The organism is Sporolactobacillus shoreicorticis, assembly GCF_024125445.1.
GTDB classification, from domain to species: Bacteria; Bacillota; Bacilli; order Bacillales; family Sporolactobacillaceae; genus Sporolactobacillus; species Sporolactobacillus shoreicorticis.
The window spans coordinates 1-2,724 of the sequence record NZ_JAMXWM010000066.1 but is presented as its reverse complement, the minus strand read 5'-3'; the positions used below and the strand labels follow the sequence as shown (position 1 = coordinate 2,724).

The following is a 2,724-nucleotide window of genomic DNA, read 5'->3' as shown; positions in this document are numbered from 1 at the left end:
GTAAAAATTTATGCGGATGGTGCGGTGCTCAGTGATATGCTGGATGCATATCAATCCGGTTTTGTCAGTGGGTTCACGACCAATCCGAGTCTGATGAAAAAGGCCGGCGTGAAGGATTATGTGGGCTTCGCCAAAGAAGTGGTGGAAAAGATCCCCGATCTGCCGCTATCCTTTGAGGTGTTTGCGGATGACTTTGAAACGATGGAAAAGGAGGCGGAAAAGATTCACTCCTTTGGCAAAAATGTCTTCATCAAGATTCCGATTACCAACACGAAAGGTGAGTCCTCGATTCCGCTGATCAAAAAGCTGGAAGACAAAGGCTACTCGCTGAACATCACGGCGCTTCTGACCATCAAGCAAGTTGAAGAAACGGTCGCCGCGTTGAATCCGGATGTGGAAAACATTGTCTCGGTCTTTGCCGGGCGCATCGCCGATACCGGCCGTGATCCGATCCCTTACATGAAGCAGGCGGTTGCCATCTGCACGTCTAAGAAGGGCGCCAATTTACTCTGGGCCAGCTCGCGTGAACTGTTCAATGTCTATGAAGCGGACCGGCTGGGCGTCGACATCATCACCTGCACACCGGAAATCATCACGAAGCTGAAAAAGGTCGGCAAAACGCTGGAACAGGTCTCATTGGATACCGTCAAAGCCTTTAACAAGGATATCCAGTCATTGGGCTATACGATTCTATCGGATGGAGAACCTTCAGAACCTGTTTCTAAATAAACGAAGATAAGGAGTGTTCACGATGACAACAACCATTGAGCAATTATCCATAGATACCATTCGTACCCTATCGATCGACGCGATCAACCAGGCGAACTCCGGTCATCCGGGGCTGCCGATGGGCGCCGCGCCGATGGCCTACACTCTGTGGGCGAAGAAGCTGAAGCATAATCCGGCTGATCCGAACTGGTTCGACCGCGATCGCTTTGTCCTGTCGGCCGGTCACGGCTCAATGCTTCTGTACAGCCTGCTGCACCTGTTCAATTACGGACTTCCGCTGGAGGAACTGAAAAAGTTCCGCCAGTGGGGCAGCCGCACGCCGGGCCATCCGGAATACGGGCATACGGTCGGCGTTGAAGCAACGACAGGCCCGCTCGGTCAGGGGATTGCGATGGCGGTCGGGATGGCGATGGCCGAAGCGCATCTGGCCGCCACCTACAATCGGGACCGTTTCTCCGTCATCGATCATCATACCTACGCGCTCTGCGGCGACGGGGACTTGATGGAGGGCGTGTCTTCGGAAGCCGCGTCACTGGCGGGACGGCTCAAGCTCGGCAAACTGGTGCTGCTGTATGATTCGAATAACATTTCCCTCGATGGCAAACTGAACATGTCATTTACGGAAAACGTGCGTCAGCGCTTTGACGCCTATGGCTGGCAGACGCTGCTGGTCGAGGATGGCAACGACGTGGAATCAATTAAGGCTGCTTTGGATCAGGCGACGGCGGACAGCAGCCGCCCGACTCTGATCGAAGTGCAGACGACGATTGGCTTCGGTTCGCCGCATCTGGCGGGAACAAACAAGGTGCACGGCAATCCCCTCGGTGCCGAAGAAACGCAGGCAACCAAGAAAGCGTATGGCTGGGATCATGAACCGTTCTATGTTCCGGAAGAGGTTCAGGCCCATTTCCGGAAGCTGAACGTATCCGAAGCCGCGGTCCAAACGGAATGGAACCAACACTTTAACGCCTACGCCGAGGCCTATCCGGAACTCGCGGCGCAGCTGAAGAAAGCGGTCAAGGGCGAACTGGCCCCGGATTATGCGGACGCGCTGCCGGTTTACGCCTCCGGTACGCAGAAAGCGACACGCCAAACCTCGGGTGAGGTGATCCACGCGCTCGCTAAGACCGTGCCGAACCTGTTCGGCGGGGCGGCCGATCTGGCGTCGTCGACAAAGACAGCGATCAAGGACGGCGGCGAGTTCCTGCCTGAATCCTATGCCGGACGGAACATCTGGTTCGGGGTGCGTGAGTTCGCGATGAGCGCGGCGGTCAACGGGCTGGCGCTGCACGGCGGTGTGATTCCGTACGGCGCGACCTTCTTCACCTTCTCGGATTATGCGAAGCCGGCGATCCGTTTGGCCGCGCTGATGGGCATTCCGTCGATCTTCGTCTTCACGCATGACTCGATCGCCGTCGGCGAAGACGGACCGACCCATGAGCCGATCGAACAATTGGCCGGCCTGCGGGCGATTCCGAATCTGAATGTCCTTCGCCCGGCCGACGGGAATGAAGTGCGCGAAGCGTGGAAGGTCGCGGTCGAAAGCCGCGACCGACCAACGGTGCTGGTGCTGACCCGTCAAAACGTGACGAGCCTGGACGGGGAAGCGGAGCAGGCGGATGAAGGCGTCCGCCGTGGCGGATATGTGGTCAGCGAAGCTAAAGGCGGTAAGCCGGAAGGGATTCTGATTGCGACCGGTTCGGAAGTCGGGCTCGCCGATCAGGCGCGGGAGCTGCTGGAAGCCGAGCAGATCCACACGCGCGTGGTCAGTCTGCCGTCTTGGGGACGCTTCCGCGAGCAGCCGGAAGCGTACCGGGAAGCAGTGCTTCCGGCCTCCGTCACGGCACGTGTCGGGATTGAAATGGCGTCGTCACAAGGCTGGCATGAATTTGTCGGCAGCACGGGAGCCCTCGTGACTGTTGACCGCTTCGGCGCCTCGGGACCGGCGGCCATTGTAACGAAGGAATACGGCTTTACTCCTGAGCATGTGGCGGA

General features: G+C 57.9%; 2 protein-coding genes. Both read left to right on the top strand.

From position 1 onward, the window contains the following. The coding region (locus NIE88_RS21865) for a transaldolase (RefSeq protein ID WP_253065671.1) at positions 1 to 729 on the top strand (729 nt) is incomplete at its 5' end. A gap of 22 nt (positions 730 to 751) precedes the next feature. After that, positions 752 to 2,724: transketolase (tkt, locus tag NIE88_RS21860; RefSeq protein ID WP_253065670.1), on the top strand; the 1,973-nt coding region annotated here is incomplete at its 3' end.